26 protein-coding genes are annotated in these 26,400 nt (G+C 44.7%); 10 read left to right on the top strand and 16 right to left on the bottom strand.

Features of this window, described 5'->3' with window-relative positions; genetic code table 11:
* Window positions 1-27 precede the first annotated feature (27 nt).
* Window positions 28-681 (top strand): sortase, encoded by a 654-nt coding sequence (locus NYE58_RS34640; RefSeq protein WP_076124065.1) that lies wholly within the window; start codon window positions 28-30, stop codon window positions 679-681.
* Window positions 682-776: 95 nt separating this feature from the next.
* Window positions 777-2,009: a peptidase T gene (gene pepT / locus NYE58_RS34645; protein ID WP_076220750.1), complete on the top strand. Its 1,233-nt coding sequence runs from the start codon at window positions 777-779 to the stop codon at window positions 2,007-2,009.
* A gap of 95 nt (window positions 2,010-2,104) precedes the next feature.
* Here the strand turns inward: pepT and NYE58_RS34650 are convergent, their stop codons facing one another.
* The 3 genes from NYE58_RS34650 to hxlA form a co-directional block, all read right to left on the bottom strand.
* Window positions 2,105-2,482: a winged helix-turn-helix transcriptional regulator gene (locus NYE58_RS34650; RefSeq protein ID WP_036682121.1), complete on the bottom strand. Its 378-nt coding sequence runs from the start codon at window positions 2,480-2,482 to the stop codon at window positions 2,105-2,107.
* A gap of 84 nt (window positions 2,483-2,566) precedes the next feature.
* On the bottom strand, window positions 2,567-3,124 hold the full coding sequence (hxlB, locus tag NYE58_RS34655) for a 6-phospho-3-hexuloisomerase (protein WP_036682124.1): 558 nt from the start codon (window positions 3,122-3,124) through the stop codon (window positions 2,567-2,569).
* Between the two features lie 7 nt (window positions 3,125-3,131).
* A complete protein-coding gene (gene hxlA / locus NYE58_RS34660; protein WP_341004106.1) occupies window positions 3,132-3,764 on the bottom strand; it encodes a 3-hexulose-6-phosphate synthase in 633 nt (210 codons plus the stop codon).
* A gap of 263 nt (window positions 3,765-4,027) precedes the next feature.
* Between hxlA and NYE58_RS34665 the strand changes: the two genes are divergently transcribed.
* The 5 genes from NYE58_RS34665 to NYE58_RS34685 all read left to right on the top strand — a co-directional run bounded on the left by NYE58_RS34665 (window position 4,028) and on the right by NYE58_RS34685 (window position 9,129).
* Window positions 4,028-5,419, top strand: coding sequence for an MATE family efflux transporter (locus NYE58_RS34665; RefSeq protein ID WP_076124068.1), 1,392 nt, complete (start codon window positions 4,028-4,030; stop codon window positions 5,417-5,419).
* Between the two features lie 152 nt (window positions 5,420-5,571).
* Window positions 5,572-7,245 (top strand): GAF domain-containing sensor histidine kinase, encoded by a 1,674-nt coding sequence (locus tag NYE58_RS34670; protein ID WP_076219649.1) that lies wholly within the window; start codon window positions 5,572-5,574, stop codon window positions 7,243-7,245.
* 16 nt (window positions 7,246-7,261) lie between these two features.
* Window positions 7,262-7,954, top strand: coding sequence for a response regulator (locus NYE58_RS34675; protein ID WP_076219648.1), 693 nt, complete (start codon window positions 7,262-7,264; stop codon window positions 7,952-7,954).
* 153 nt (window positions 7,955-8,107) lie between these two features.
* Window positions 8,108-8,671, top strand: coding sequence for an NADPH-dependent FMN reductase (locus tag NYE58_RS34680; protein ID WP_076276267.1), 564 nt, complete (start codon window positions 8,108-8,110; stop codon window positions 8,669-8,671).
* Complete coding sequence (locus tag NYE58_RS34685; RefSeq protein WP_076276268.1) at window positions 8,668-9,129, top strand: VOC family protein; 462 nt, start codon at window positions 8,668-8,670, stop codon at window positions 9,127-9,129. Before NYE58_RS34680 ends, NYE58_RS34685 begins: the two co-directional genes overlap by 4 nt.
* A gap of 69 nt (window positions 9,130-9,198) precedes the next feature.
* Here the strand turns inward: NYE58_RS34685 and NYE58_RS34690 are convergent, their stop codons facing one another.
* The 3 genes from NYE58_RS34690 to NYE58_RS34700 all read right to left on the bottom strand — a co-directional run bounded on the left by NYE58_RS34690 (window position 9,199) and on the right by NYE58_RS34700 (window position 10,289).
* A complete protein-coding gene (locus NYE58_RS34690; protein WP_036682139.1) occupies window positions 9,199-9,429 on the bottom strand; it encodes a cold-shock protein in 231 nt (76 codons plus the stop codon).
* Between the two features lie 118 nt (window positions 9,430-9,547).
* Complete coding sequence (locus tag NYE58_RS34695; RefSeq protein ID WP_019914790.1) at window positions 9,548-9,748, bottom strand: cold-shock protein; 201 nt, start codon at window positions 9,746-9,748, stop codon at window positions 9,548-9,550.
* 262 nt (window positions 9,749-10,010) lie between these two features.
* Window positions 10,011-10,289, bottom strand: a complete 279-nt coding sequence (locus NYE58_RS34700; protein WP_076276269.1) for a hypothetical protein — start codon at window positions 10,287-10,289, stop codon at window positions 10,011-10,013.
* A gap of 238 nt (window positions 10,290-10,527) precedes the next feature.
* On the opposite strand from NYE58_RS34700, the gene gdhA reads away from it, so the two are divergent.
* Entirely contained in the window at window positions 10,528-11,913 is a 1,386-nt protein-coding gene (gene gdhA, locus NYE58_RS34705) for an NADP-specific glutamate dehydrogenase (protein WP_036682144.1), read from the top strand.
* Between the two features lie 93 nt (window positions 11,914-12,006).
* On the opposite strand, the gene NYE58_RS34710 is transcribed toward gdhA, so the two are convergent.
* Together NYE58_RS34710 and NYE58_RS34715 are read right to left on the bottom strand one after the other, a co-directional pair.
* Complete coding sequence (locus NYE58_RS34710; protein ID WP_076219645.1) at window positions 12,007-12,720, bottom strand: HAD family hydrolase; 714 nt, start codon at window positions 12,718-12,720, stop codon at window positions 12,007-12,009.
* A 34-nt stretch (window positions 12,721-12,754) separates the two neighbouring features.
* On the bottom strand, window positions 12,755-15,328 hold the full coding sequence (locus NYE58_RS34715; protein WP_076276270.1) for a DUF2339 domain-containing protein: 2,574 nt from the start codon (window positions 15,326-15,328) through the stop codon (window positions 12,755-12,757).
* 191 nt (window positions 15,329-15,519) lie between these two features.
* Between NYE58_RS34715 and NYE58_RS34720 the strand changes: the two genes are divergently transcribed.
* Window positions 15,520-16,560, top strand: coding sequence for a stalk domain-containing protein (locus NYE58_RS34720; protein WP_341004110.1), 1,041 nt, complete (start codon window positions 15,520-15,522; stop codon window positions 16,558-16,560).
* 459 nt (window positions 16,561-17,019) lie between these two features.
* On the opposite strand, the gene NYE58_RS34725 is transcribed toward NYE58_RS34720, so the two are convergent.
* The 8 genes from NYE58_RS34725 to NYE58_RS34760 form a co-directional block, all read right to left on the bottom strand.
* Window positions 17,020-19,737, bottom strand: coding sequence for a CHASE3 domain-containing protein (locus tag NYE58_RS34725; protein ID WP_081386188.1), 2,718 nt, complete (start codon window positions 19,735-19,737; stop codon window positions 17,020-17,022).
* 214 nt (window positions 19,738-19,951) lie between these two features.
* Entirely contained in the window at window positions 19,952-20,659 is a 708-nt protein-coding gene (locus NYE58_RS34730) for a DNA alkylation repair protein (RefSeq protein ID WP_076218263.1), read from the bottom strand.
* 33 nt (window positions 20,660-20,692) lie between these two features.
* Window positions 20,693-22,267 carry a histidine kinase N-terminal 7TM domain-containing diguanylate cyclase gene (locus NYE58_RS34735; protein WP_341004111.1) on the bottom strand — a complete coding sequence of 525 codons (1,575 nt, stop codon included), beginning with the start codon at window positions 22,265-22,267 and terminating at the stop codon, window positions 20,693-20,695.
* A gap of 83 nt (window positions 22,268-22,350) precedes the next feature.
* Complete coding sequence (locus NYE58_RS34740; RefSeq protein WP_341004112.1) at window positions 22,351-22,872, bottom strand: YcxB family protein; 522 nt, start codon at window positions 22,870-22,872, stop codon at window positions 22,351-22,353.
* A gap of 131 nt (window positions 22,873-23,003) precedes the next feature.
* Window positions 23,004-23,252, bottom strand: a complete 249-nt coding sequence (locus NYE58_RS34745; RefSeq protein ID WP_036682161.1) for a type B 50S ribosomal protein L31 — start codon at window positions 23,250-23,252, stop codon at window positions 23,004-23,006.
* Window positions 23,253-23,475: 223 nt separating this feature from the next.
* Window positions 23,476-24,264, bottom strand: a complete 789-nt coding sequence (locus NYE58_RS34750) for an SDR family oxidoreductase (protein WP_076218249.1) — start codon at window positions 24,262-24,264, stop codon at window positions 23,476-23,478.
* Window positions 24,265-24,280: 16 nt separating this feature from the next.
* Window positions 24,281-25,051, bottom strand: a complete 771-nt coding sequence (locus NYE58_RS34755) for a DODA-type extradiol aromatic ring-opening family dioxygenase (protein ID WP_076218250.1) — start codon at window positions 25,049-25,051, stop codon at window positions 24,281-24,283.
* Window positions 25,048-25,701, bottom strand: a complete 654-nt coding sequence (locus NYE58_RS34760) for an alpha/beta hydrolase (RefSeq protein WP_076218251.1) — start codon at window positions 25,699-25,701, stop codon at window positions 25,048-25,050. Before NYE58_RS34760 ends, NYE58_RS34755 begins: the two co-directional genes overlap by 4 nt.
* 144 nt (window positions 25,702-25,845) lie before the next feature.
* Between NYE58_RS34760 and NYE58_RS34765 the strand changes: the two genes are divergently transcribed.
* Window positions 25,846-26,397, top strand: coding sequence for a helix-turn-helix domain-containing protein (locus NYE58_RS34765; protein ID WP_076191653.1), 552 nt, complete (start codon window positions 25,846-25,848; stop codon window positions 26,395-26,397).
* The last annotated feature ends 3 nt before the right edge of the window (window positions 26,398-26,400 follow it).

Genomic DNA, 26,400 nt, shown 5'->3' on the forward strand with positions numbered 1-26,400 from the left:
GCAGCATAAGTCTGGAGGTGAGAGAGTATGAAGAAGCGTAATGGTGTCTTGCTAGCCGTGAAGCTAATCTTCATACTCTCTTTAGTTGTGTTGATTTACTCGGTTGTACAAGTGGTCAAAGCACCGCTCGAAGCTAAACAGGCTTTAAATGATTGGGCAAAAAAGAGGGAGGAAGCTGTCGCCCGCCCCCTTTCTGCCGAAGAAATCCCTCTTCCCATGGGAATGATCAGTTCAGCCAAGGAACAGCCGCACCCCGCTCATTCCTATTCAGAAGGTGAAATCATAGGAGAGATTCGTTTCCCCAAATTAAACAAAAAGATCGCAGTGCTAGAAGGCACGGAAAGCCCCGAGCTAAAAAAGGGAGCCGGACATTATAAAGGCAGCGCAGCTATCGGTGCCACCGGCAACAGTGTGCTCGCAGGCCACCGCGATACAGTGTTCCGTAATCTGGGAGAACTCGTCGCTGGAGATCTTATCGAGCTGGAAAGTACCGATGGGACTTTTACCTATGAAGTAACAGGCAGCACAATTGTTGACGGGGACGAACGTGGTGCTATAAAGCCAAGTGATAAGGCCATCCTCACATTGATTACCTGTTATCCCTTTTCATATGTGGGATCTGCACCGGACCGTTATTTACTTTCAGCGAAGTTAGTGAAACAAGAAATATTGCCGCATTAAACTTAAATATTACCTCAATCTTCTTCCTCAGGGATGAGACCTTATATGGAAAGTGATACTATATATATACAATAGTAAAGAGGAGATGACCCAAGGTGAAGAAAGAGGTTGTAGAACGGTTTATTTCGTATGCACAAATGGATACCCAATCGAATGAAGATAATGAGACTTGCCCATCCACTCCGGGACAGATGGTTCTGGCCCACAAGCTGGTTGAAGAGCTTAAGGAAATCGGCATGGAGGAAGTCCAGGTGGACGAGCATGGCTATGTTATGGCGACACTCCCTGCGAATACGGACAAGGATGTTCCGACCATTGGTTTTTTAGCCCATTTGGATACAGCGACTGATTTTACCGGAACGAATGTGAAGCCACAGATTATCGAGAACTATGATGGTCAAGATATTCTTTTGAATAAAGAGCTGAATGTTGTATTATCCACAGCGAGCTTTCCGGAGCTGGCGGAATACAAAGGCCACACCTTAATTACAACCGACGGCACGACCCTGCTTGGCGCAGATAATAAAGCCGGTATTGCTGAGATTATGACCGCCATGCATTACCTCATTCAACATCCAGAAATCAAACACGGCAAGATTAGAGTTGCCTTCACACCAGACGAAGAAATCGGCCGCGGGCCTCATAAATTTGACGTAGCCGCTTTTAATGCTTCCTATGCTTACACTGTAGACGGAGGTCCACTCGGAGAATTAGAGTATGAAAGCTTTAATGCTGCGTCTGCCAAAATCTCAGTCTACGGCGTTAATGTTCACCCTGGTACTGCAAAAGGAAAGATGATTCATTCCGCCAAAATCGCCATGGCACTTCATCTCAGACTCCCTGCTGAGGAAGCGCCCGAATATACAGACGGTTATGAAGGCTTTTATCACCTAAGCTCTATAGAAGGCACACCTGAATTCAGCAAGCTGCAATATATCATCCGCGACTTCGACCGTGAGAAATTCGAGGCACGTAAAGCATATCTCTCAGCTGTCGTAGAAGAATTCAAAAACATCCATGGTGAAGAGAACATCGTGCTTGAAATGAAGGACCAATATTACAATATGCGTGAAAAAATCGAGCCAGTGCGTCATATCGTCGATATTGCCCATGAGGCGATGGAGAACCTTAACATCACACCGATCATCCGCCCGATTCGCGGAGGTACAGATGGCTCGCAGCTTTCCTACATGGGCTTGCCGACACCTAATATTTTCACCGGAGGCGAGAATTTCCATGGCAAATTCGAATATGCGTCTGCGGACAATATGGTAAAAGCGGTAAATGTTATCGTGGAGATTGCTAAGCTATTCGAACAGAAAGCCTAAAGTATTATCCGCATCACTCCTTTAAAACACCAAAAAATCCCTGTAGAGGCCGATCCAGACCTCTCAGGGATTATTAATGTTCATAGGCTATTCGATTAGCATCTTTCTTCCGGCGGCGTGTCCTTCCAGATCACGTTTTCTCCGTAATTTTTACCCCAATCATACATCAATCGAAGGACGGGAAGCAGACTTTGGCCATATGATGTCAGGGAATACTCTACTTTTGGCGGAACCTCAGCGTACACTTTTCTTAGAACCAGCTGGTCCTCTTCGAGCTCGCGAAGCTGATTGGTCAACATTTTTTGCGTGATATGAGGAATTAGCTTCTTCAGCTCGCTGAATCGCTTTGTCCCTTCAAGCCCTAGATGCCAGAGGATAATCAGCTTCCATTTCCCTCCGATCACCGCAAGCGTCAATTCCTTCTCACAGTTAATTTCCTTCAAGTTTATGCGATCTTTAATCTCGGTTGCCATACCTAAAGCGCCTCCTCTCTCCTGTTATCATACTAACACAAAAACGAATAACCTCCTTATAAGAAGGCATTCGTTTCTGTACGTTCACTCTAAATTAGCATGCTTGCCGAACATTTGCTGATTCGTCTGCCCCGTCTTCTCCATCATTCGCAGAATAATAGCATCATAAAAGACCAACATCGTCTGTTCGAATAAAGAAGCCATCGGCTGGATCGTGCTGTAGCTTCCACTGGCCGGATCTTTTGGAGATCCCGGCAGCTTCACTGTATAGCCCGCTAAACGTCCAACCGTCGAATCCGGCGCAATGGTAACGGCAACAACTTCTGCACCCACCCCTTTGGCTTTCTCAGCCATAGAGATCAACCCTTTCGTCTCACCGGAACCGGAACCGAGGACTAACACATCCCCCTGTTCAATCCCCGGAGTCACCGTTTCGCCTACAACATAAGCCTCTTTACCAACATGCATTAACCGCATAGCAAAGGCCCGTCCCATCAGTCCAGATCTGCCCGCTCCAGCCACGAAGATCTTATTGGACTGAAGCAGCAGCTCAGCCATTCGCTCAGTCTCTTCTTCATCAAGCTGAGATATGGAGCGCTGGAGCTCCTCTATAATTTGCTGCGCATATTTCATTGTATCCATTGTAATCTTAAGCCTGACTAACTAGACGTTTCATTTCTGCTGCGGCAGCCTTTTGATCCGCTTCACCTGTGATGCCTCCGCCAACGATGACAAGATCAGGGTTCGCGGCGATCACTTCTGGAAGTGTGCTTAGCTTGATCCCTCCAGCGATAGCTGTTTTGGCCTGCTTAACCACACTCTTAATCGCATTTAAATCTGCAAAAGAATTTTTACCTTCCGCTTGATGGTCATATCCAGAGTGTACACAGATAAAGTCTACGCCAAGTGCGTCTACTTCAGCCGCTCTTGTTTGGATATCCTTCACATTAATCAGATCAACTAGAATCTCTTTATTGGTTTTCTTCGCTTCCTCCACTGCACCTCTAATGGTAGAATCATCAGAAACACCAAGTACAGTAACGATATCCGCGCCCGCTTCCACAGCCTTCATCACTTCATATCCACCTGCGTCCATGATTTTCAAATCCGCCAACACAGTCAAAGCTGGAAAAGCCTCTTTGATTGCCTTCACTGCATGTAACCCTTCATTTATAACGATAGGTGTTCCAATTTCAACGATATCTATAAATTCGGCAACTTTTGAGACAACCTCTTTCGCTCCCGCAATGTCCACTAAATCCAACGCTAATTGTAATTTCATATTTATTTGCACTCCTTATTAATATATTTTAGTAAGTCATGTACAAATTGTAGTTCCTTACATCCCTTTAGGGAAGTAGGCACTTTATTGTGATGTAGTTACCTAGAGGATACTAATGTGCGGTTAAAGGGCTCTTTTCGACTTAAATTAAAAACGTTTTGTCATTTTTCTGTAAAAATACTGCATTTCCATGAAAGCTGTGCTAATATTACAGTTTGTTTATGAAATTTTAGGAAGTACATCATAATATAAGAAGGTGCACAATGAAGCAAAATAATCACCAGGAATTCAACCTGGTCAAACTGACCTGGCCGATTTTCCTCGAGCTATTCCTCTTTATGCTCATGGGCAGTGTGGATACTTTTATGATCAGTTCAGTGTCCGACGATGCCGTGTCTGGTGTCGGCGCAGCGAATCAGATCATTGCGATAGCAATTTTAGTCCTCAGTGTAATTGGTAATGGCGCAGCTATTGTGGTCTCCCAATATCTCGGTTCCAAAAAACCTCTGGAAGCCGCTCAAGTGACCGGCAATGCTATTACCCTAAACCTGTTAGTCGGCATTCTCCTAAGTACGTTTTTGCTGATATTCGGAGGGTCGCTACTGACTGCGCTGAATGTAAAAGGGGATATCCTCATTTACGCCAAAGCCTATATGAATATTGTTGGGGGCGGTATTTTTCTGCAAGCATTAATTAATGCTCTGGCGACTACTATCCGTACTCACGGTTTCACCAAACAGACGATGGTCGTATCCTTGCTGATGAATATCATTCACGTAGTGGGCAACTACCTGCTCATTTATGGTCATTTCGGACTTCCGGCGTTAGGTGTGGAGGGTGCGGCTATCTCAACAGTGATGAGTCGCTTTATCTGCCTGATCCTATTCTTCCTGCTGCTCTACAGAGTGATGGAGGTACGGGTGAAAGTAACCTATTACATTCATCTTTCTAAAAAATACGTGCTGCAAATTCTCAAAATCGGCATCCCGTCCGCTTTTGAATCCATCACTTATCAGTCGTGCCAGCTTGTATTCACACTGTATATTACTTATTTAGGCGCTGAAGCTATGGCTACCCGCCAGTACGCGCTTAATATTTCCAATTATATTTATTTATTCAGTGTAGCTGTCTCTATGGGAACTTCCATCGTTGTAGGACATCTCGTGGGAGCTAGACGACCTGATGAAGCCTATAAGCGTGTGTTCACCAGTGTAAAGTGGGCGTTGCTGGTTACCGTAATAATAGATGCTGTGGTGATTTTCTTCCGGGTACCGCTATTCGGGCTTTTCACAGACAATGAGAACATCATTAGGATGGGGGCGCAGGTCATATTGCTTAGCTTCTTCCTGGAAACCGGGCGCACAACCAATCTGGTTATCATTAACTCTTTACGTGCCTCGGGCGATGCCAAATTCCCTGTATATATGGGACTGATCTCCATGGTCTGCATGAGCTTACCTCTTGGTTATTTCCTGGTGTTCCAACTTGATCTCGGGTTAGCCGGCGTGTGGATTGCTACTGCGGTCGATGAGTGGGTGAGAGCCGTCATTATGTATTTCCGCTGGAAGAGCCGAGCTTGGGAGAAACATGGACTTATCGAACACGAAGCTCCAGAACACTGTACACCTTCCGCTACTCCTGCAGCTGTAAATTAATATGTATATACAGAGGGTTCTTTAAGGTCATATCAGATCTTAAGGAACCTTCTATTTATTTACGCCAACATTACATAAAATTTGAGAATGAAGGAACCATTCTACGTTACAATAGATAGAACATAATTCACAAAGCTAAAGGAGAGAACTTCATGCCGGAGGAAACCGGAATCCATGAGTTACTGACGCTCAAAACGATTGCGGAGACTTTAAACAGTTCCAATGAGCTCAGACCCATGCTCGACACAGTCATGGGCAAGCTACTTGAGTTAACCGGAAACACTGCAGGCTGGATCTTCCTGAGCGAAGAATACATGGAATATGAGTGTGCCGCTGATCGAGGCCTGCCACCTGCACTACAGCGCGACAATAAACAACCAATGCAGTGCGGAAGCTGCTGGTGCCTAAGCCGCCTATGGGACGGTCGGCTCGAGCATGCCGTTAACATTCTAAGCTGCAAGCGGCTGAGTAACGCCAGGCAGTATAACTGGGGCGACACGCTGGGCATCACCCACCACGCCACCGTCCCGCTGCATTCAGGTGAGCGTTACTTGGGACTTATGAATGTGGCCGCACCAGGCAAAGCACATTACGCCGACAGCGAGCTGGCTTTGCTGCAATCCGTGGCTTTGCAAATTGGCAGTGCTATAGAACGGATGCAGTTATATAGCACCGAGCAGCGCCGCGCGAATCTGTACGCCAAATTAGGCGAATTCAGCGCAGCTTTAAATCTAACCGCCAACCAATGTATCTCGCCCAGTATTCTGATCGAGAAAAGCGCCGCCCTGATTGGCGACTATTTCGATTGGCCCTTTGCAGCGATTATCGGGCAGCATGAGGGACAATTCGAAGTCCATGCTGCCTATGCGGCTAATATAACGCCGGAAATAGCTCCCTTCGAGCTCTCGGATTCTTTTAAAGTACGTCTAGGAGATATCACAAAAGGACAACGCTTTGCGACATTAACCCCTGATGAAGAGCAGGAAATTACGAAGTCCTGCTGTTCTAAACAACCTGTCGCGGAGCGTGTCGTGATGCTCGCTGTGCCCTTTCGGCAGATTGCCGCACAAGGTGCAGGAATTCTACTGATCACCTCACCCAAAGCACTAGCCTCCGCAACTGCGGATGGAGAGGTGCTTGAGGCTGTCGCTGAGCATATTTCCGCTACATTGGAAAGTGCTCAGCTTGGAGAGAAACGCCGCGAAATTGCGCGTCTTGACGAGCGGAATCGTCTGGCCCGTGACCTGCACGACTCCGTGAACCAGATCCTCTTCTCCCTCTCAATGACCGCCAAAGGCGTGGAAAGTATGCTGAAGCAGGAGCATGTCTCCCATCCTGCTACTGAGGCTGTCCGCGATATTCAAGCTTTATCCCAGTCTGCACTCAAAGAAATGCGTGCATTAATTATGCAGCTTCGGCCTGCCGGACTGGAAGCCGGTTTATTGACTGCGCTGCAGGCTCATGGCCAGCAGCTAGGGCTGCTGATACAGACGCAACGGAGCGGTGTTCACGAACTTCCCCGCAACGTGGAGGAAGGGCTGTGGCGCATTGGCCAAGAAGCACTCAATAATGTACGGAAGCATTCCGGAACCTCTAAAGCGGAGGTATCTCTGCATCTGAATGCAGCCGAGGTGGTACTGAGCGTTGCCGACCAAGGTAAAGGCGGGGCCAAACGGCGTTCTAACACAGACACTAATGAATCTCTTGGTCTGCATATTATGAAGGAAAGAGCAGAAGCTCTCTCCGGTCGTATTCATATCCACAGTGTGGAAAATCAGGGCACAACGGTTGAGGCAACCATACCTCTGCCCATCCAATCTACATGAAGTCGGGTGATCATAAATGACGATAAACTTATTATTAGTAGACGACCATGCAATGGTACGCCGTGGGCTGCAAGTATTTCTCTCCACACAACCCGATATCAAGGTGATTGGGGAGGCCTCCAACGGCCGCGAGGCACTGGAAAGAACAGCTGATTTGAACCCGGATGTCATATTAATGGATTTGCATATGCCCATTATGGACGGCATTGAGACCGCTCAAGCGCTGAGGATCTCCCACCCGCAGGTCAAGGTCATTGTATTGACCTCCTTTTCGGATCAGGATCATGTACTCCCGGCTATCCGCGTAGGAATCAAAGGTTATTTGCTTAAAGATATAGAACCAGAAGCGCTGGTAGTTGCGATCCGTAAGGTACATAACGGGCAAGTGGAGCTACATTCCGAGGCTGCCAGCCAACTGATGAATCTAATGGCGATTTCTACACTAGAGCAATTGAAACTTAACACTTCCGATCCGAACGGCCCAAACACAACACCTGCTGCGATCACCGGATTAGAGCTTCTTACCCCACGCGAGCAAGAAGTATTAGACCTGATTGCGCTCGGTATGAGCAACAAAGAGATTGCCAGCAAGCTGGTCATCACCGAAAAAACCGTTAAGACCCATGTCAGCCACGTTCTCGGAAAGCTAAACTTAGCGGATCGGACTCAGGCTGCCATTTTCGCATTGAAAGGCGGCTATAACGCCTAGAATCAAAACTCCTCTACAACTTTAGTCTTAGATGCTCAGCACAATGGCTGAGCGTTTTTATTATGTATGTTCATTCCATGTGCTGATGTTAACAGAGGCCGATTCAACTATCATTGGTTTATAGCAACTGACCTCACATAGGAGTGGATACAGATGAAAGTGATGATCCTGACAGGCAGTAATCGAAAAGAAGCAACCAGCACGAAGCTGGCAGAACATGCCGCCCATTTCATTAGTCAGCAAGGAGAAAAGGTTACCGTGTTTGATCTCTACAAACGCCCACTTCCCTTTTATTCACCAGACGAGGTTTACACAGAGCATGAACATTTAAACGAGCTTAAACAAGAGATGTTAGCAGCGGATGCAGTAATCTTGGTTACTCCGGAATATCACGGCTCGGTAAGTGGCGTATTAAAAAATGCGATTGATCATCTAGGCCAGGCGCATTTCAACGGTAAAGTTGTGTTATCCGCCAGTTCAGCCGGGGGAGCGGTAGGGATAAGCTCATTACTTCAATTGCAAGCCATCGTACGCAACCTGCATGGCATCAATACACCAGACTGGATCTCCATCGGTGGACTGCAACGCAAGCGTTTCGAGGTCGGGTACGACGGATACGAGGGCGGGCGAGAAATCGAAGATCGCATCCACCTAGTATTAGAAGCATTCCTGAACTTAGCCCGCAAAATCGGCAGACCGGCAGGTGCTATCCAATGATCAAAGGACTATATGAAGCACATTTACCAGTAAGCAATCTTGAAGTATCCATCGAATTTTATGAAAAATTAGGTCTGAAAATGGCTTGGCGGGATGAAGAAACTGTATTCTTCTGGATCGAGGAAGGTCGAAGCTGGATTGGTCTTTGGGAAGGCCAGGAGGTCCAAACCCCATACCATCCGTCCTTGCGGCATATTGCCTTCCGTGTCACTTACGAGGATTTGAAGCAATCACTGCAATGGCTGGAATCGATTGGTGTAGAGGCTGTTCCGTTCCGCAACCGGACTTCTGTTGAGCCTTTTATCCGGGCTTATCAAGGAAATGCTTCTGTCTACTTCAACGACCCTGACGGCAACAGCTTGGAATTTATGTGCCACGTAGAGGTTCCTGAACATCTGAAGCATATTTCAGAGAACATAACCTTAACGGAATGGGAGAAATTACTGCACAGTAAATAAAATACTCAAACAAAAAAACAGCTGCTCCCGTCCAAGGGTCCAGCTGTTTGAGTATATTAGCTTCTTCGATTACTTAATCGAAATGCCCTTCTTCATGGCCTTCATGTCTGCATTCGTATTCACAAGCGTTGGCAGTATCTTCATACTTCTAGTCATGGGAGAGTTGCATTGCCAGCAGGTAGGTACATATTGAAAGGCGAAATTATCGCGCATCCAACCTGTGCAACCTTCCTTGGTACAGGACCAAATAGCTGTGTCTTCTTGCGGAAGTTCCTCCAGTGCTTTTTTACGAAAATACATAAGTACCCCTCCTTGGATCGAATCGAGACGATATCGCTACCCTATTAGGGGCAGATTCATACTATGAAAATAAAAAAAGCTGCCCTCAACTTGTGTTAAGGGCAGCCTGATTTTTAAACTACAGTTTTACAACGTTTTCGGCTTGTGGTCCACGAGCGCCTTGAGTTACGTTGAACTCAACGCGTTGGCCTTCGTCCAAAGATTTAAATCCGTCGCCTGTGATTGCGGAGAAGTGTACGAATACGTCGCTTCCACCTTCAACCTCGATAAAACCGAATCCTTTGTCTGCGTTAAACCATTTCACTGTACCTGTTTGCATGATATTACCTCCAATATTTTATTTAACACATGTCCTTTTATTCCTACGTAGTGTACGAACAAATAAAAATTCACACATTGGAAAAGGACTCATACGCACAAATGATAACCTTTTACAATATGTGAATTAAGGGTTAAATTTATGATTGATTTCATTGTACCACACTAAATCACTAAAAGCAATGCGTATGCCTATTTAATTTTCACTCCGGCTCTTATTGCCTATAAACAGCAGCAGCAGCCGAGCCGGACGAACACCCATGTTAGTCGATATAACCTGCCAATCCTTTATCCATCAAGTAATCCATTTCTGCATCAAGAATGGTCTCTACTGTGATTTCATCCAGCTTCACATCACGTTGGGCAGTGACATAGTCGACCAGATCATCGCTGTCGATGTCTACCTCACCCTTGGCGTTCGCCTTGGCTTTATTGATAAAGGTCTGTTCATGCTTCAATACTAAGCGGATGATTTGCGGCTCCACTTTGGTTTTGGCAGATAATACATTTACTAGCTCCTGCTCATTTACTTTGTCACTCATTTTTTAAATTTCATCTCCTTACAATTATTACACAATCATTGTAGCATATTTCGCGCTTTAACGCGTCATTACGCGAAGTATACCGCGGTTTATTCACACTTTTCTTATCATCCCAGCGTCTATAACGTTCCACTTGAAGTAAGTTATTTAATAAAAACAGTTGTGAGGAACATTGACTTGTGCCAAAATATAAAAAAAGTGTTGGACCAAATGAATACTAGAAAAGGCGGTTGAATTCATGAGCTCTGTATCTACCCAGCAATTAGACACAAACAGCAACAAGGCACATCGTTATATCGAAGACGTATACGCACAGGTTGTTGCGCGTAATCCTTTTGAGCCCGAATTTCATCAGGCCGTAAAGGAAATCCTTGAATCATTGCTTCCAATCCTCGCTGCTGAACCTAAGTATCAGGAAAATGCCATTCTGGAAAGATTGGTTGAGCCAGAACGTTTGATTATGTTCCGTGTTCCTTGGACAGACGATCAAGGTAAGGTCAGAGTTAACCGTGGATATCGTGTACAGTTCAGCAGTGCAATTGGACCTTACAAAGGTGGACTTCGTTTTCACCCATCCGTTAATGCTAGTATTATCAAATTCCTTGGTTTCGAGCAAATCTTCAAAAATGCTCTTACCGGCCAACACATCGGCGGAGGTAAAGGCGGCTCCGACTTTGATCCTAAAGGTAAATCCGAAGGCGAAATCATGCGTTTTGCACAAAGCTTCATGACTGAATTGCAAAATTACATCGGTCCTGACCAAGACGTTCCTGCAGGAGATATCGGTGTAGGTGGTCGTGAGATCGGCTACATGTACGGACAATACAAGCGGATCCGCGGAGGATATCCGGCTGGCGTATTGACTGGTAAAGGTATTGGTTACGGCGGAAGTCAGGCTCGGACAGAGGCTACTGGTTACGGTACAGTTTATTTCGTAAACGAGATGCTGAAAGCAAAAGGCCTTTCTTTTGAAGGAAGCCGCGTTGTTGTTTCCGGTTCTGGTAACGTAGCGATCTATGCGATCGAAAAAGCTGTACAGCTAGGCGCTAAAGTCGTAGCTTGTAGTGATTCCGCCGGATATATCTATGACGAAAATGGGATTAACCTCGAAACTGTCCGCCGCCTGAAAGAAGTCGAAAGAAAACGGATTAGTGAATATGTGAATGAGCATCCTAACGCTGTGTATACTGAAGATTCCACGCAAATTTGGACCATTCCTTGTGATATCGCCCTTCCGAGTGCTACTCAGAATGAGATTGATGAAGCCATGGCATTGAAACTGATTGAGAATGGTGTAAAAGCAGTAGGCGAAGGTGCCAATATGCCATCCACCCTTGAAGCTATTCATCAGTTCCAACAAGCTGGCGTACTATTCGCACCTGCTAAAGCTGCTAATGCTGGCGGCGTAGCTGTATCTGCGCTTGAAATGGCACAAAACAGCATGCGGTTGTCCTGGAGCTTTGAAGAAGTAGATACGAAGCTGCATGAAATCATGGTTTCCATCTACGAACAATCTGTAAATGCATCCGAGCAATATGGACAGTCCGGCAACCTTGTTGCAGGAGCGAACATCGCTGGATTCAAAAAAGTGGCCGACGCTATGCTGGCTGAAGGTGTAATCTAAATAAATTACCGGCGCTCTAGTCACGAACGCCCGACATACAAAAGTCCCCGTAACCGGTCAGCAAGAATCCGGTTACGGGGACTTTTTGTGTGTCTAAGCGTTCCATCCGGGGATCTTCCGCAAATCCCCGTCCCAAATCGATTGAGTACTCTCCACAGTCGTATCGTGGGGTGAAGAAGCCGTACGAATGTAACAGGAATCTATTCCTATCGTTAGCGCCCCTGCAATATCCGTACGGGGATCATTCCCGATCATGATGGCCGAACGCAAATCCGCTCCATAATGTTCAACTAAATAACGATAAAATAGCGGATCTGGCTTACTCACTCCTGCTTCGGAGGAGATGGCAATACCATCGAATAAAGGAAGAATACCCAGCATCGTTAATTCTGCTTCTATAAAGGTTTTCTGGCCATTGGAGAGCAAAAACACCTTTTTGCCATGTTCTCTTAATGTTTGCAGAATTTCAACCACACCCTCATAAAGTGAGATATGGATCATCGATAATGTCCGCAGCCATCTAACCGTTTCATGTAACCACGCTTGATCCGGTTCCCCACCCAATTGACGGGCCACAGAACAAAACACATCCTCCATTACGAAATCTGGATACTGACAATTCCGTGCGGCTTCGGTGAGCTGTAAATCCCTCTCCCGCAGAAATTGTGCCTGTAGCTCACTTCCTGTTATGGACATCCCCTGATATCCGAAATGGAGCGATAATCGATCCCATACCTCCTGCTTCTCCTCATCTGTCTGAATATCGATTAATGTGCCATACAGGTCGAAAATATAAGTCTCGTACATCCACCGTCTTCCTTCCTATTATTCTCTCTGTGTTTTATCCCTTAGTACCATTGCCATTGTCGGTGGTTGTCTGGCCCTCCTCCATCCGGTTTGACACCTTTTGATAGAGATAGGAGATGCCGAGCAAGCAGATGCCAAAGCTGGCATAGGCTATGATTTTGCTGCCAGTATTCAGCAGACCCAAATCATAGAGCAGCAGCTTGCCCGTGGCCAGCAGCGTTAATCCAAGGCCGAAGCGCCGGATGTACACATACCTTTTGCGGAAGCCATACATGATAAACAGAACGGCTAATAGTAGATAAATGAGACTAAAAATTAACCCTGCATCACTCAATTGCAATTGCACTCCTAGGAAAGCGGTGATAATGCCAAGTAAATAAATCGCCATGAAAACAGGATAGATCTCCATACTCTTAAACTGGCGATTCAGCGCTGCGATCAGCAGATCACGTCCGCTAAACCAAACGAAGATATTAAAGATAATCAGTACGGCCAGTGCGATATAATCAGCTGCTGTATTTTGCGCGAAATTATTTTGCAGACTTGGCAGACCTACTGTAATCACTATACAAATGACGTAGCCAATCCCAAACAGAAGTCTCACAAAATATTTAACAATCGTGTCATACAGGACCTTCACCTTTGGCAGCACGTAAGCCAGAACCAAGGTCCATACAGCGGACAGCAGCAAATAATAGAAGGTTCTATGCGCAAAATCCTCCGGTACAACCAGATGATACAATCTTCCCGATTCATACAAGCCGTAAATCCAGAAATTTAATAATGCCGCATATTTAAACCACAACGCTAAGGTGATTTCATAAGGTTCGCTGCGCTGAAGAGCATCCTTACGGTTATGCTGAACAGCATACAACACCGCGACAATCAGCATGCCTGCTGTGATAAAGACATATTTTAGCGGGAAGTAGACATCTCTAAAATTCGTCCATTGATAGTCTGCAACCCACTGCGTCGGTACATTTAGACAGAAGAATACTACAAGGCAGAGCATCATAATGCCCCAGCCCGCCCTTTCCATCCCCTTAAAGCGGTTCAGATTGCCATACAGCGTAAGAACGACGCCCTCAATCAGCCAACCGATGGACCACCAAGCCGCTCCAAATTGAAATGGAATCATCAATATGCCGAAGGTCAGTGAAGTGGCATAGAACAGCAGCATGCTTTCTTTTTCCTGTGGCATCAGCTTCTCAAGCCCTCGACCCAGACCGAGATACAGCAGGCAGAAAAGCAACGCCAGTGCACCATTGTAATCCTTCAGTCCTGCATCCATAAATAAAATATACAAGGTGAGACAGCTAATAAACGTATTACATCCTAAGAGAGAGAAATCCCACCAGGACAGCTTGGAACGATATTTGAACGGGTACCACAAGGTAATTCCCAGATACATCGCAAAAGTCAAAACAGCATAACACATATTAATTCCGTTGCTATCCGACAAAGCTATTAATATGAGCATGGAGGGTGTATTAAATAAGTAGCTGATATAATTGACAACGTTCCAGCGTTTGCGGAAAGAAATCAATAAGATGAATAAATTCAATAGAAACAAGTAACCCATAGCCACATAAACCGCGTTGCCCGAAAGGCCAAACGCCCCCAGATAAGAGTATAAGGGCAGATATCCTCCGATTAAGCCCAGCGCACAAATACTCCGTGATTCATACCTTAAAGACAGGAGTACCGCAGTTAAAGTAACGAGTACAGACAAGGATAACCCTACATATATACTAATAATATCAAGCAGAAAATAGCTATAAAAAATAGAGCCATACAGCACCGAAATCCCGCCGCCAAGCAGCCCTAAAGCGAAGGTGCCCTTTCCTTTGCGGTATAACCACTCCCCGCCTCCCAGCATCAATAACCCCAGTAGAAAAAAAGCGCTTCCCTTCATATAACCTGTGAACCAGTTGGAATAGGTATACCGGAAGCCTGCCCCCACCGCCAAAATCAACAGCAGAATACCCAGCTTGTTAATCCAGCTTAGTCCAATCTTCATTTCGATCTGATTTTGTTTTCTTCGGCGCTTAAGCACCTCTTCACTGATCTCTTCCGAAGCAAAATCATGTAATCCATTATCCATGCCCGAGTTGAGGCGAAGCTCCGCTTCCCTCAGTCTCTGCCGCTGTGCCAGCACACGCTCATTTAATTCTGCCGCCAACGCCCCGAGTCGACTGGATATCTCTGCTTGTTCCTCACCCAGCTGCCTGGAGGCTGTGTGGTACAGCTGCTGAATATGGCGTTTCGTCTCCACTTCAAAAGCCGTCAGCCGATCCGTATGAGCGTGGCTTCTAGAGGCAAAATAAGTTTGCAGCTTCTGCCTCGACACTTTAAGAATGCCCAGCTTTTCATCTAAAATTTGTTCCGTTAGCGCAACTCTTAGCTCAGTATTCTCTTCTTGAAGCTTACCTACCTGAGTCTTTAGCTCGACCAAAGCGAGCTTATGCTTCTCATATTGCTTCTTCAAGTATTCATTCTCGTTGACCAGATCGTGACTTTCATATTCCGCGATCAGAGCCTCATATTCCTTAATCAGCCCGTCCTGCTGTACCTTCATGAATCTCAGTCGATCTTTGAATGACTCCATAGCGCCTCCTTATGTGAGCGATTGTTAATACTTACATATTACTACATATAGCTGGGGGGTCTTATGCTTTTTTTATATTTGCAGTGAATGAAGATTACAATCGGGATGCAATAAAACTGCAACATTTTGGAGGGGTGTCCCGTCAGAATAATAACAACACTAACAAAAGATTTTAAAAGGAGCTCACAACCATGAACAACATTTTAAAAACAAGTACAGTTCTTTTAACTTTGTCCCTAGCACTTTCTACAGGAGCAGCTTATGCTGCACCCAACACAACTTCTGCTAAAAATGAGGCTACACAAACCTCCGCTAGCGTTAATCAAAAGACGTTTGCGATTGAAATCAACGGATCGACTATTAAAGAAACAGGCTTCCAAAGCACAAGCGGCAAAGAGCCGATGGTACCACTACGTTCAATTACTGAAGCCCTTGGATTTGAATTAACCTGGAATGCACAGAATAAATCCGTTGAACTTATCAATGGCGCTGTATTCACTACAGTGAAAGCTGGAGAAGATCGTTATAGTATCAACAAAATGAATACAACACTTGGAACTGCACCACAATTGGTTGACTCCACTTTGTATGTCCCAGCTTCCTTTTTAAGCGAAGTAATTCATCAAAACATGACTGTGAAGGGAGATTCCATTGTGATCAACACAAATGCCGCCGAGCAGCACATGACTAAGACTGGTGTGATTACAGCAGTCTATGATGGTGGTAAATACCAATCCGTTCAAATCCAAGGTGTAGGTACGGATGGAATCGTATTAAATGTAGGGGAAGATACGGCTATTGAGATGGCTGACGGCACTAAAATTGCACTCAAAGATCTCCATATCGGGATGACAGTAAAAGCAGAACACTCCATGGTCATGACTATGAGTCTTCCGCCACAAACACCAACTTACAAAATCACCGTTCTGGATAAGCAAAAACAAGATGATCTTCTAGGTACTGCTGGTACTATTGAAGAAGTTCAAAAAGACGATAAGGGAAATATCAGTATCACTGTTAAAGGTAGTGGCCTGAGCGAATTGTCACAAAAAGAAGTAGTACTGCGCATTAGCGAAGACACAGTGCTCATTAACAAAGACGGCGAAGCTGTTAAAAGCAGCGAGCTTGTTAAAGGCACAAAAGTTATCGGATTCTACAGCCCAGTGCTGACCAGAAGCCTGCCACCCATCGGCATAGCTGTCAAAGTTGTAGTAGATTCTGCGCAACAATAAGAGAGACACTAGAATCTTATTAAAAATATTCCAAAGAGACATTAAAACAGCGATCCTTCCGTTATGGGAGGATCGCTGTTTTGCGTTATAGACTATAGGTTGGCTGACTCGCTTCAGCCGATTTGTGAGGTAAACGAAGGCCGGCTGAACGCTTGGTCACACTTTTACTTGCCTTGCTGCAGAGTTTGGGATGATCATAATCGCGAGCCTTACGGACCCAGCTGACGTTATTTGCGAATTTTCTGCCTTCAGAGCAGCGTTTCGGACTCCAGCGCCACTATTCATTAAAAAGAGGGGCATATTCAATGTTTTTTATGCCAATAGCGTCAGTGGGGTCCGTTAGAATTACAAATGTGGTAAAAAGCTGCGTTAACGGTCAGTTGTGTCCGATAGCAGAGCAGATTATAGTTACTTCGTTCGCGCAACTTCACTCGAGTTGTCCGAAGTTGGAGGTCTAGCTCATGAATCGCTAGCCAGTATCAATTGCATCAACGCTAATAAACGCTCCAAGTTAACAGGCTTACTGAGATAATCTGTTGCCCCAGCCTGTAGGATTTTAGCCTTATCTTCCTTCATCGCTTTTGCAGTCAGTGCAATGATGGGAATATCCTTCTTCGCGGGCATTTGTCTGATCCGATTGATTGCCTCATACCCGTTCATCACTGGCATCATAATATCCATAAGAACGATGTCTATAGAAGCTGCTTGCTCCAGTTCATACAGGCCGCTCTCTCCGTTAGTAGCTGTAGTTACATGCAGCCCGCGCTTTCTTAAAGTATTTGATAAAGCGAACAAATTCCGTTCATCATCATCCACGATAAGTACATGCTTTTGATTCAGAGAAGTGAAGTCAGTAAGTGTATCCTCAGCCGTTGTAGCGGCAAGTACCACTCCACTCCCGATCTCTTGAATAACAGTCGCTTGATCAGCCACTTCCTCAAGGCTTGGAGCCTCAAGCTGCAAAGGCAAATACACTGTAAAGACACTGCCCACACCCTCTTGGCTCTCCAGCGTAATTCTACCACCAAGTAAGGTTGCCAGCTCTCTGGATATGGATAAACCAAGCCCAGTTCCCCCATATTGACGTTCTGTATTTCCATTCGCCTGTTGAAATGCTTCGAAGATGATGGACTGTTTGTCTTCTGAAATCCCAATTCCAGTATCCTTGATGGCGAAGGCAATAAATACCCCAACACCCAAATCTGCCAAATCCAGCAGCTCGTCCTTAGTTGCTAAACGGATTTCCAGAGTGACTGCACCTTCCGCTGTAAACTTAAACGCATTGGACAGCAGATTTATAATAATTTGCCGCACCCTTTGAGCATCCGAATAAAACAACGGGGGTAAGTCCTCTCCTAGCTGTATGTGCAAAGGAATCTCTTTTTTATGAGCAAGCTGGCTGAAGTTCTGAGTCATCGCCTCCGGAATCTCCGATATATTTATCGCTTCAATTTCAATATTCAGCTTCCCCGCCTCAACCTTGGACAAATCCAGAATGTCATTAATCAACGCCAACAGATCTTGTCCCGAAGAATGAATAGCTTTTGAGAATTCAATATCCTCTTCACTTAAGGCTCCCGACTGGTTCTCCATAAGAAATTCCGAGAGCAGCAAAATGCCGTTAAGCGGAGTTCGCAGTTCATGAGACATATTAGCCAGAAACTCCGACTTATATTGTGAGCTTTGCTGCAATAACTCTGCATATTGACTAAGCTCCGTTCGTGCTTTTTCTGCCTCAACTGACTTTTGTTCTGCAAGCAGATTCTTATCTTCCAGCTTTCTATTCGTTGCATGCAGCGTCTCTGTCTGGATCTGCAGCTCCTCTGACTGAGTTTGTAGTTCTTCCGTATATACTTGAAGCTCTTCGTTAAGACGTTGAGATTGCTCCAGCAGCTGATCGATTCTCATACTGCTAATCGTGCTGTTAATGGCAGAGCCAAACGCATTCGAAATAGATTTCAAGAACCTGATCTGCAGTTCCGTAAGTGGAGCAAAGGAGGCGATTTCCACCACAGCAACTACCTCACCTGAGAAAGAAATTGGCAGCAGCAACAGCGACTTCGGTACAGAGGCGCCTAGCCCGGACTCAATACTGATATAACACTCCGGCAGCTCCTGTACATGCATCAGACGTGCCTCTTTAGCACATTGTCCAACTAGTCCTTCACCGATATAGAAGGTCTGCGAATCCGGGAAATTGCTGTTTCCGGCAAAAGTAGAGACTCTTTTTAAAAAGTCCTGCTCATGTTCTTGTGTCCGCACATATAAGGAACCATATGGGTAATCAATAACTTCTGCTGTTTTGCCAAGAAAAATGTCCCCCAGTTTCGGGATTTGTGTTATACCCTGATACCTAGCCAATAAATCGTTTGCGTTATCTTGAATCCATATCCGCTCTTGTTGCATGTCTATCAGATGATTCGTTGCTATGCTCAGATCTCTAATTTCATCATTTGTGGTAATCTCTATCCTTGTCTTCTTATCCTCGATAGAATCTAAACCCACAATCGTATGGGTAACTTTATGAATCGTACTAACGATGGCGCGTGAATTGATCCATGAGGCAATTATGGAAGTAACTGCTATAAATGCCCAAGCAATATAAAGAAGCTCAAGCAGAAATTTATTCTTGTCTGCTTGTCTAGCTATCAGGCTGTTAGTGTTCTCATTCATCGTCTCGCGGTAAGCGCTGATTTGATTACGAATCCGGTCCATTTGATCTTTGCCATCGTCTGAATTGAAGTATCTTAGGATCTCAGCTTCCTGTCCCTCTTTTTTTAACTGGATCAAATAATCACCAGATTGCTTGATCCACTGTTTAATATCACTTTCGATACCCACAAGTCGCTGAAGCTGAAAGGAATCATTAGCAGTCAGCACGTAAAGCTTATCATAATTAGCTTCCCATTCAGCCTTACCCAAATTGTAGGGCTCCAGATACTTGTTATCGCCAGTGATGACATATCCACGTTGGCCCGTTTCCATATCTAAAACATTCTTTTCGATCAGATTAGCCAAATTAGTAATCTCTCGGTCCTGATGAGAAATAAAGCTGGTCTCCCGCTGCAGCTCATTAATTCTTCCATGCATGACAAAAACAAATCCTAATAGACAGATCACGATTAAAACTGTAATTGACAGTATTTTATACTGCAATGTAAATCGGCGTTTGTTCACAACTAGCCCCCGTCCTGTCTTCTAACTATAAACCCCTTCCTATTCTACATCATTACAAAGGATTACTTGAACTACGGCTTTATTTATTCTTCTATGTAAGTTTTGGCTGTGGCTAATTTAAACAATTTCAGCAGGGTTGAAACACTTGTTTTTCCCGGAATAAAAAAAAACCCACAAGTGCCTTTCACCTTGAAGGGTTACCTAAATATCTAACTTAGCAAATACAAGTTTTCTTCTTCACACCAAGCTTCCCAGCCTGTTCAACCTTAGCAATATAATCAACAGCCATGGGAACTTTACAAGCGGTTTGTCCCATGTTCACCTGGACCTTACCTATACCTGCTGCGATCTTTGCTGTCTCCTCATGCAGTTCTGTGATACTGCTGCCCACCATAATTACGAAAGTATTCATCGTATAACGGACACGATTTCGCTCCTGATGAATAGTAGCACCCACTTGTTGTAACAACTCCCTAATCTCAGCAATGTCCAGCTTATCATCCGGTGTAATTGAAATGTAATTGGCATAAGTGCTCCAGCCGCAAATAGCTATTAGTTCATCTGAGGAACGAATCCACTCTCTCGCAAGTTCCAATCCATATGGACTCTCTGCGGCGAGAGGGGATACTATATATTCCACTACTGCATGCCAGTTGGCCGCCGAAGCCCAGCTTTGAAGCTCTTCCTTCGTCATAGTCTTAGGATTGACCGTTAGCCCAGCCAAATACATTGCATCGTAATTGCCTGTCTGATACAAAGCCCTTGCCAGACTCTGATCTTTTTTCACATCCTTAACCAGCTTCTTCATATCTCCTACCTTTACTCCAAATAAAGGTTCCACAGCGCCATGTCGTAAAAAGGTATGTTTCGTCTGCTCTGTACCCATCTCCTCAAGCTTGCTCATCACTTCATCAACAGTCAGATTCATTAGGACACTCCTTTATCTTCAATGTTCTTATCCCTTTACTGTTTCTCTTATGATCGGTTCACGACCTAACGTAACTCTGTTCTTCCCTGTATTCTTAGAGTGATATAACGCTTCATCCGCTTCCCGATATAAATCTTCGAAAGTCACCTCTCTACGCTCCGTAAAAGAGATTCCGATACTTGCGGTAAGATGAATGCTATCCTGTTCATTCAAGATTATCGTGTAATCACTCATCATTGTACGAAAATCCTCTGCTTCTTTTAAGGCTGCACGTTTATCTTCAGCGAAAAAGCATACAGCAAATTCCTCGCCACCTACTCTTCCAGCAATACCTTTATTCTGGTATACCTGAAGGATTTTATTCGAGAAATCAACTAACGCCTGATCGCCCGCTAAATGACCATAAGTATCATTAATTAATTTAAAATCATCGATGTCAAATAGCAGCAGAGCCAACCCTAATCCATCCGGGATCGTTTGATTCTGGACCCTTTGCATGAAATGCCTGCGATTATAAAGCCCTGTCAGATCGTCAACCGTTGCCTGATAGACCAGTTCACGCTCATATCGCTTTTTCTCACTATGATCACTAAACACAATAAGCATACCCTTATTCTCTGTTGCCGCATGTTCCGTAGCAATTAAAGAAACCCCATAACAGAGCTCCCCTGCGCCAGAACAAACTACCTCAAACTGTCCTTCTGTCCTCTGACTGTAATGAGCTGCAATGTCTTTGTGAGATTTCATAAAAAGATCAATGTTTTTTCCCATCCAGTTATCGTTCGCTATTCGGGTAATGTCGTATAAAATAGCAGTCGCCGCATCGTTTATGCCAATGATATTATCATAACGGTCAGTCAGAACTACGCCGTCTTTCATGTGCTCTAGAATTTTGTTTTTGGTTAGAGGGAAGATGGTTAATTTGGAGCTAACAAAAAGTGCGAAATAAGCCGCTATAATCGCAGGCAAATAAGTAAACGCCGTAAAACCTGTAATGGTAATCTTCAAGAGGGGAAGTAAAAAGACGGAAATAACCGGAACCAGCAAACCCGCCAACAGCAGGATATTAGTCCGCAAATAAACTCTCGGGGTATTCAGTAGGGAAACTGCCAGCAAGCAGACCGCATATAGCCCAAAAAGCTGATCATACGCAATAAAAGCCATACTAAGGAGCGTAGGCTTTACAGCAATTCCACTAACACCCGCGACCGTCAGGACGGACACTTCACTGCGCATCAGATGATGATAGCTATCCGTAAAAATAAGAAGTACATCCATAACAATAGGGATAGAGAAGATGGCAAGCTTCACGGGCAGGCGCCCTGTGGAAGGAGATACGTATTCTTTTACCACAGCATAAGTAAAGAGCGCACTAAAAAAAAGCGGAGCCTGCTGCACATTCTTCCACCACAGCTTAGACTGAAAAGAGGGTGACATAATCTCTCCCGCCGTTGCAACAAATATAAGGCTGACTAACAGCATTAAGATCCACAAATAGCGTCTCCCTGCTAACTTACGGTGCCGATAGGAGCTGACGCCCATGTACAGACTTAGAACACTGCCCATTAATAAGTAATACGGATATCCCTGAATCCATGGCATGCCATATTTCTCCTATTTTTCAAGTCGCTCCTATCATTATAGCCTAATCCTTGGTACAAATGAATCAACAATAACAGCACATCTTATGCTTTAAATTTCACCCGATTGGAGAACATATATTTTCTGGCTAAATCCTTAAATGTTATTTTATCTTGTGCCGATTCAAAGAAACGTTTAGGGATAATCAGCGCTCTCTGTGTGGACACAAAAAACACAAACAAGTTCGTAGTTTCACCTATCTTATGTATCTCTTCCCACTTCACTTGCCCAGTGCCCGCTTCGGAAAGATAAGATATGCCTTCATCTGAAATCGTATAATTTTGCGGTTGCTGAATTAGGTTATCTGTTTTGAACGCCTTTTTCGATTTTTTGATCAAGCTTGCCTTGGTCATATACCATAAGACAGCGGCAAGAATTATAGCAGTCACAGCCAGGATTGAGATGCTTTGAGTACTGTAATCCTTAGTAATTAATAACAAAATCATAAAGTAAGCGACTACGCTAAAAGAGTTGAGCATAATCCGGCTATTCAAGCTGAACCATAAGTTAAACTCCTGAACGTCTTCACTCTTTAGGACTGTATCTACTTTTATTACATTTTCCATCACTGATCGCTCCCTCGACGCCATGTATATTTTTAAATTCATCTCATTTTAACATGCCTGAACACAAAAAAGGGACATCCCCGAAGCGATTGCTTCTACATGGGTTGTCCCTCTTCAATCCGTAAGGATTCTTATTTCTTTTGTGCAAGACGTTGTTTGAACTTGTCAACACGGCCGCCTTGTTCTGTATCTCTTTGTTTACCAGTGTAAAATGGGTGGGATGCGGAACTTGCGTCCACACGGAGCACTGGGTAAGTGTTGCCGTCTTCCCATTCCATAGTTTCATTGGATGATTTAGTAGATGCACTCAAGAATTTGAAGCCTACGCTTGCATCCAAGAAAATCACTTGGTTGTACTTAGGATGTATGCCTTCTCTCATTCTGATCGTCCTCCTTCTGAATAAATTCGTGGAGCCTTTATGGTAAATTATCCAAATGATCTGTAGGTTTATATATAGAATAACCTAATAAACGTAGGAAAATTCGTAAATCTTACGATTTAGACCACCGCTCCATCATACGCTTATTTAGAGCACAAAGCAACTAATATTCAAATTACTAATTTTTCCATAACCTTTCAAAGCCTACCCATAACGCCGGAGGTTAGAGCGATTTCACCATTCCTCCATCGACTAAAAGAGATTGTCCCGTAACATAAGTATTCGCAAAAGAGCCTAGAAAAACAGCAGCCTTGCCGAATTCTTCGGGCGTGCCCAATCTTCCTAACGGGATTTGCAGCAGCGCTTCCTCTTGAATCTGCTCCATAGGGATCCCCTCTGCTTGTGCACGTTTGCCGTCTAGTTGAAGAATCCGGTCGGTTGCAATACGCCCTGGTGCGATCGTATTAATTAAAATGCGATCCGCAGCCAGCTCAGTAGCCAAGCTCTTGGTCAAGGCATACACGCCAGCGCGAAAAACATTGGAAAGAATTAACCCCTCAATAGGCTGCTTGATAGAAATCGAGCTTATATTAACGATTCGCCCTGCCCCAGAAGAGCGCAGATGCGGCAGTGATTCACGGATCAAACGAATGGTACTCATCAGTGTGAGCTCAAACCCCTGGTTCCAATCCGCGTCAACCATATCAGCGAAACCTCCGCCATGAGGCCCCCCCGCATTGGTCACTACAATATCAAGCCCACCGTTTAGGGCTACAGCCGTTTGAATAGCATGTACGATATCCTCTGGGACAGTCACATCCATCTGAACCATGTTCACCTGCTGTCCTGTGGCTGCCTGAATCTCTTTCTGTGCGTCTACAAGCTGCTCCATACTCCTGCTGGCGATCATTACCTTCGCTCCCTCACGGGCGTACTCCAGCGCAGTTGCGAGTCCTAACCCTTTACTTGCTGCGGCTACGAAAACTGATTTCCCACGAAGTCCCAAGTCCATCATTAATGCCTCCTTCTTAATTAAACTCCCAACAGCTAAGACTTAAATTGCCATACTGATAACTTCGGTGCAGCAGCTTCGCTTCTTTCCCTTTATCGCCAGTTCCCATAGCTATTATCAAGGGGATAAAGTGCTCATTAGTCGGCACTGCATCAACGCCATAAGGAGCAAGCTCCTGATAGTTAAATAGCGACTCTGTATCCCAAGCTTCCAACCTGTGCTGCAGCCAGTCATCGAATGTCTCCGCCCATTTCTCGACGTTCTCCATTCCCCACTTCACGCTACGCAAATTATGGACGGTTCCACCGCTGCCAATAATCATAATATCCTGCTCACGCAGCTCAGATAAAGCCTTACCCATTAAATATTGCTGTTCATTGGACAGCTCTCGATTAACTGACAAAGACACGACAGGAATATCTGCATTCGGATAGATTAATTTAAGAATAGCCCAAGCTCCGTGATCTAGTCCACGCTCTGTATTAAATTTGCTGACAATCCCATTCTTGTGGAACAAAGACATAATTTGCTGTGCAACCTCATTGTCCCCTTTGGCAGGATAAGTCATTCGATACATCTCATCTGGGAAGCCATAGAAATCATAGATGGTGTCGAAAGTCTCCATAACTCCAACCGATTGTGTGTGTTCTTCGAAATGTGCAGAAAATACAACTATCGCTTTCGGTTTGACATTCCTCTCAGCGAGCTCCCCAAGAAATTTCGTATATGCATTGTTATCAAGTACCAGAGAAGGAGCACCATGGGCAATAAAGTAAGAAGGTATCATAGTTTATCACTCCCTAAGTTCTGCCGTAACCAAGCGATCAGGTCCTGCTGATTCTGCGGTAATACACCATGATCCGAAGGATAAGCTTTAAAGGTTAATAATGGGGTTAGACCTTCGAAATAAGCGGCTGTTTCTGTCCCCACTGAAATTGGAAATACAGAATCATATTCACCATGCGAGATGAAGACCGATACCTCCTGCACACTCTTCAGCTCATAATCCGTCTTCACAAACCCCGGAACATAACCGTTCAGCGCTACAATTCCCCGAAGCAAATTCCCCATTGTAAGCGCGAGAGTCATGGACAAAATGGCTCCTTGACTGAAGCCAAGCAGATAACGGTGTTTAGCATCTATAGGGTATTTGTCGGTGGCGTATTCGATAAACTGCTGCAATTGCGATACAGCCTGATCAAACTGCTCGCGGATGGGATGACCTAGACTTTTGAGATCATAATATTGAAATCCTGCCCCTAAAATCATATTTCCCCGAATCCCGATAATAATAAATTCTTCAGACAAGGACTCAACAAGCCCGAACATATTCTTCTCATTGGAACCTTTGCCATGCAAGGTGAAGATAACCGGATAAACCCGATTCTCATCGTAACCGGAAGGTAGACTGACATCATATATATAAGGTGCCTTCATAACTAAACACTCCTTCAAAATATTTGTAATACAAAAATAATATTTGTAAAGATAATATTATAAACCTCTAGCTAGTATGTCAATTAATAATTTGTTAATATAAAAATATATTTGCTATTACTAATATCAAAAGGGGCTTTACTAATGAATATAGGTTCAAACATTCGTACAATCCGTAAAAGAAAACATATTACGATTGCCCAAATCTGTGAAACTACTGGCCTGTCACAAGGTTTTATGAGCCAAGTTGAGACTAATAAGACCTCTCCTTCGATTGCAACCCTTAGCCTGATTGCGGATGCGCTGAACGTTCCGTTGGCTTATTTGCTGTTAAAAAAGGAAGAGCGGATGCAGGTGGTACGCTCCAAGGAGCGGCAAATCACCAGTAGCGGAAGTGATAAACTGCAAGTTGAGCATTTAAGCTCGGCAGGTGGTGTACGAATGGTGCTTGTCCATTTCCCTCCGGGTACTTCTACGGGTGAAACTCCGCAGGCGCACGAAGGCAAAGAGGTCCATTTAGTAATAAAAGGTGAGGTTTATGCGGAGCAAGGTGAAGATTTCGGGATGTTCCAAGCGGGGGATTCCTTTAGCTGGAATGCCTGTGTGCCACATCTGGTCATAAATAAAGGCGATGAGCCGGCAAGCGTGCTCATCGCCATCCATACAGAGGCTGATAGTGAAACCGTTGATTTTTAAGCT

The sequence above is a fragment of the Paenibacillus sp. FSL L8-0708 genome (assembly GCF_038009325.1).
In the GTDB taxonomy this organism is placed as follows: Bacteria; Bacillota; Bacilli; order Paenibacillales; family Paenibacillaceae; genus Paenibacillus_AQ; species Paenibacillus_AQ odorifer.